The sequence below is a fragment of the Synergistaceae bacterium genome (genome assembly GCA_012728235.1).
Taxonomy (GTDB): domain Bacteria; phylum Synergistota; class Synergistia; order Synergistales; family Synergistaceae; genus JAAYFL01.
Genome location: JAAYFL010000132.1, coordinates 1 through 4,619 on the forward strand (window position 1 = coordinate 1; position 4,619 = coordinate 4,619).

At 47.0% G+C, this 4,619-nt stretch carries 4 protein-coding genes and 3 tRNA genes; 5 read left to right on the forward strand and 2 right to left on the reverse strand.

The genetic code is table 11. From position 1 onward, the window contains the following. On the forward strand, positions 1-352 hold a 352-nt coding region (gene dapB, locus GXZ13_07225; GenBank protein ID NLX75598.1), incomplete at its 5' end, for a 4-hydroxy-tetrahydrodipicolinate reductase. Between the two features lie 46 nt (positions 353-398). On the opposite strand, the gene murB is transcribed toward dapB, so the two are convergent. Then, on the reverse strand, positions 399-1,418 hold the full coding sequence (gene murB / locus GXZ13_07230) for a UDP-N-acetylmuramate dehydrogenase (protein ID NLX75599.1): 1,020 nt from the start codon (positions 1,416-1,418) through the stop codon (positions 399-401). A gap of 184 nt (positions 1,419-1,602) precedes the next feature. Between murB and GXZ13_07235 the strand changes: the two genes are divergently transcribed. Continuing rightward, positions 1,603-1,678 (forward strand) — tRNA-Gly (locus GXZ13_07235). Between the two features lie 148 nt (positions 1,679-1,826). Here the strand turns inward: GXZ13_07235 and GXZ13_07240 are convergent. Next, on the reverse strand, positions 1,827-2,303 hold the full coding sequence (locus tag GXZ13_07240; GenBank protein ID NLX75600.1) for a hypothetical protein: 477 nt from the start codon (positions 2,301-2,303) through the stop codon (positions 1,827-1,829). Between the two features lie 437 nt (positions 2,304-2,740). Here GXZ13_07240 and GXZ13_07245 point away from each other — a divergent pair. The 3 genes from GXZ13_07245 (at position 2,741) to cls (ending at position 4,477) form a co-directional block, all read left to right on the forward strand. Next, positions 2,741-2,814, forward strand: a tRNA-Cys gene (locus tag GXZ13_07245). Between the two features lie 20 nt (positions 2,815-2,834). Further along, positions 2,835-2,910: transfer RNA gene (locus GXZ13_07250), tRNA-Gly, on the forward strand. A 160-nt stretch (positions 2,911-3,070) separates the two neighbouring features. Then, complete coding sequence (gene cls, locus GXZ13_07255) at positions 3,071-4,477, forward strand: cardiolipin synthase (protein ID NLX75601.1); 1,407 nt, start codon at positions 3,071-3,073, stop codon at positions 4,475-4,477. Positions 4,478-4,619: the final 142 nt, after the last annotated feature.

Sequence of the window (4,619 nt, forward strand, 5' to 3'; positions counted from 1 at the left end):
AGTCTATGAAGCCCATCACAAGCACAAGGTGGATGCCCCTTCAGGTACCGCATTAAAAATGGGTGAAGTGATTGCCGAACCCTGGGGCAAAAAACTGGATGACCTCGCTGACTGGGCCCGGCCCGGTCCCACTGGGGCACGCAAAGACGGGCAAATCGGTTTTTCGGTTGTACGTGGTGGCGATATTATTGGCGATCATACCGTGATGTTTTGCGGCACGGGTGAACGAATTGAAATTACCCATAAATCATCCAGTCGTGCCACTTATGCCCAAGGCAGCCTGAAAGCCGCCCTGTTCCTGCAAAAACACGAAACCGGCCTGTTCGACATGCAAGACGTCATTCAAGGTTAATGACCTTTACAAGCCCCCCGCTTGCCACCGGCATTCGGGGTGAGTCTTAATGTCTGCCCCCCACAAAGACTGGTTCGGGTTCTAGCAAAACACCAAATTTCTTCATGACATCATCGGCAATTGCCCTTGCAATGGCGATAATATCCGCTGCACAGGCTTTGCCGGTATTCACAATCACCAAGGCCTGCCTTGCATGTACACCGGCATTACCCAATTGCCGCCCTTTCCAGCCACATTGATCAATCATCCAGCCCGCAGCCAGCTTATAACGGCTATCCGGCTGTTCATAGGCAACCAAGTCCTGAAATTGTGCCTTTAACTGCCAATACTGCTGCGCAGGAACAATTGGGTTTTTAAAAAAACTGCCCGCATTACCCGTTACCTTTGGATCGGGCAACTTACGACGACGTATATCACAGACAGCTTCAAGAATGGCTTGTGGCGTCAGTTGGGGTTTTGCTCCTTCATATTGCTGAAGATCGGGATAAGACAGCATCGGCACCCATTGCTTAGGCAAACGAAACCTTACTGCCGTAATAATGAGGCCGTTACCCTCTTGGTGCTTGAAGATACTATCACGGTAGGCAAAAAGGCATTGTTCATTATTAAAGACCTGTTCTGTTTGCGTCAGCGGATCATAAGCCACCACGCTATCGAGCCGGTCTTTAACTTCCACACCATAGGCACCAATATTCTGCACGGGTGCCGCCCCCACCGTACCAGGTATTAAGGCCAGGTTTTCCAGGCCATACCAACCTTGCTGTATGCAATTAACCACAAAATCATGCCAATTTTCACCAGCAGCGGCTTCTACAAACCAGGCACTGTCAGTTTCCTGCACAAGATTGATCCCTTTAAGTTGGTTATGAACAACAATCTGATCAATTTGTTCACTTAATACAACATTACTTCCTCCCCCAAGTATGAAGTAGGGAACACCGGGCTTCAACAAGTCTGAAATACCGCTTAAATCTTTTTTATTACAAAGGCTTATATAATTATTCGCCAATGATTTCAAGCCCAGCGTATTAAAACAGCTTAGGTCTTTCTGTTGTATAAAATCCATATTTTCAACTATTCAAATAACGTTTTTTTGACATTATAAAGAAATAAATGCTATTATTTCGTCTTTCTTAAGCACTTCTTGCTTATTTCAAAAACAGGCAAATAAAAAGCTTGCAAAACGAAAAAAGATTGCTTATAATTTAAAACTTCACTGATTCAGCACAACACTGAAAATTGTGAAAAACGCGGGAATAGCTCAGTTGGTAGAGCGCAACCTTGCCAAGGTTGAGGTCGCGAGTTCGAGACTCGTTTCCCGCTCCAGAATTCTAATTTGCAGGTGTTACCTGTAAATGCGCAAAAGGACCTTTCGGTCCTTTTTTTGTTTCTGCCGCATAAATGCTTTAATACCCCCATCGCACTATACCGGGCTGGCTCTAAATAATAAGGCACTACCTGCCGGGCAGGTCAGTTATTTAACCTTGTTTTCTTCTTTTTCGTGCCAATTTGTATTAAAGGGCAAAAAACCGGTGCTCATCTGTTTGAGCATATCGGCAAACATATTATTCCAGGGCATGGCATTCGCATCTCCTGCCAGCGCGCTAGACTGCTGCTGCCACTGTTGCAGTATTTCAGTCATTCCAGACATGAACAACTTCTGGTTTTCAAGCGCCTGCTGTGCCAAAACACGATTGCAATTGGCACATTGCGACAAACCATCCATCAGATCATTAAGGGTTTGCCCCTGTAGCTGCCCATTGTTTACTTTGAGCAACTTTTCCATATTCCCCCGGCCCTCGCCAAAAGCCTTGGCAATGAACTCACTCCAGCGCTGATTGTTTTCCTGGAACAGCTTTCCCATCTGCCGGGACAATTCCATATTTGCATTTAACAAATTCTGCGGCAACTGACTACCAGACTGGGTTGCTGCTTTGTGATTGGTTACCATACTTGTCTCCTGGATTGTAGAAAATTAACATTACCCAAAGGCGTGAGTTTTTTTATTTACCTGCAAGCTGACCCAACACCTTATCTCTTCCCATTACATCCTAGCGTATAAATTATACCCTCAGTGTAGTTAAAAAATCATATAAAACAATACGTTACATCAAACCAACGCGCAACCACAGCCTCAAGAAAGCCCTCCCCCATAATCCCCACATCCATTTCCACCGGGCTTGCATGCAAAACATACAAACACTCAAAGAAGATGCTTTATTACAACAAAAACATCAACAATTGCATTCAAATGACATTTTTGTTGCTTATTTCATTATAAAAATTTCCATTTTATTTTAATGATGCTATACTCATTTTCTTATTAAGTCTTAAGCACTGAACCACAGCGATTGCATTATCCGATCCAATCAGTTGCATGTACTAAAGGGCGCAGTAGCAAAGCGGTTATGCAGCGGATTGCAAATCCGTCCAGAGCGGTTCGACTCCGCTCTGCGCCTCCAGTGAATGACTTTTTAAATACGCGGGAATAGCTCAGTTGGTAGAGCGCAACCTTGCCAAGGTTGAGGTCGCGAGTTCGAGACTCGTTTCCCGCTCCAGATTCCAGAAAAGCCCAGACTTCGGTCTGGGCTTTTTGTTTTGCCATAACCTTTGTTTTGCCATAACCGTTAACATTAACCTTCATCAATAACTTAAAATTGATGCTCCCGGACAATGGTCTGGCGATTAATCCACTCATACTAATAATGAGGTAGTCTCATGTGGCTGATTGTCCACCTTCTTATCATCACAGGGTTATCGGTCCGCGTCTTGCTCAGGCCACATCGCGATCCGGCCTCACGCGTCGCCTGGATCCTTTTCATCATGGCCCTGCCCTACGTTGGCGCATTAACCTATTTAATGTTGGGGGAAGTTCGCCCAAACAAAGGGCAGGCTCGTCAACGGCCTCATGAAAACGCCCTGCCTCCCATTACCAACCTTGCCCCAATCCCCCATCTACCGGCCCTCAATTTACCCGGGTTTTCAATCGGCCAATCAATCAGTGGCTTCAAACCGGTTGGTGGTAACAGAGGCCATTTGCTGGATGATTCCAATACCACGATTAATACAATGGTCTTGGATATTGATGCTGCACAGGAACATGTACATCTTCTTTTCTACATCTGGCTAGCCGATAACAATGGATGCAAGGTAGTTGATGCCCTGATTAGGGCCGCCCGGCGTGGCGTTACCTGCCGCGTGATTGTTGATGATCTGGGTTCACGCAATTTTATTCGCAGTGAACACTGGACGGCAATGCATCATGCAGGCGTGCAACTGGCTCGCGCACAGCCTATTGGGAACGTTATGGTTCGCATATTGAAAGGACGCGTTGACGTTCGCAATCACCGCAAAATTGTTGTGATTGACAACCGTATAACTTATTGTGGAAGCCAGAACTGCGCCGATCCTGAGTTTGCCATCAAAGCGAAATACGCCCCCTGGGTTGATGCCGTCATTAGGTTTGAAGGACCGATTGCCCGGCAAAACCAGGCACTTTTCCTGAGTGATTGGCTAGCATGCACCAATGAGGATTGCCGTGAACTGGCGCAACACCCCATGATGCCCGCAGAAACGGGCTTTGCTGCCCAAGTCATTGGAACAGGGCCCGAGAATCATTATTCCGCCACCCCCGAGCTTTTCGCGACACTGATGTTTAGCGCCCGCAAAGAACTGGTCATTACCACACCTTATTACGTTCCCGATGATTTCATGCAAGCTGCGCTTTGCAGCAGTGCCCGCAGAGGGGTAGCAACAAGTATTATCCTTCCCGCCCGCAATGACAGCTGGTTTGTGGGTGCCGCCAGCCGAAGCCATTATTCAGAATTACTGGAGGCAGGCGTTCGTATTCACGAATACACCGGTGGCCTGCTACACGCAAAAACACTAACGGTAGACGGTGAAGTCACCTTGATTGGCTCGGCCAACATGGACCGGCGCAGTTTTGAGCTGAACTTCGAGAACAATATTCTGTTCCACGATAAGAGCCTGACTCAGGCCATCCGTTGCAGACAAGATGAATATACGGCACAGTCCAAACCGGTTACCCAAGCCGATGTAGCATCATGGAGCTTGCCCCACCAGCTTCGCAACAACACCATGGCCATACTCAGCCCCCTTCTGTAACCCATCAAATACGGTCAACCGAAGGGGTTGGCCGTAAAACGGCCGTTAATGCCAACACAATCACGGCCAGAATCAATGGTGCAAATGAAACCCAAAGCACCATATCCCAACCATAATTAGCCAGTAAGTTTCCCGAGGCAAA

Bases quoted from the DNA above. Each gene is read 5' to 3' on its own strand.
- murB (NLX75599.1), bottom strand. From the start codon at position 1,418: ATGGATTTTATACAACAGAAAGACCTAAGCTGTTTTAATACGCTGGGC.
- GXZ13_07240 (NLX75600.1), bottom strand. From the start codon at position 2,303: ATGGTAACCAATCACAAAGCAGCAACCCAGTCTGGTAGTCAGTTGCCG.
- cls (NLX75601.1), top strand. From the start codon at position 3,071: ATGTGGCTGATTGTCCACCTTCTTATCATCACAGGGTTATCGGTCCGC.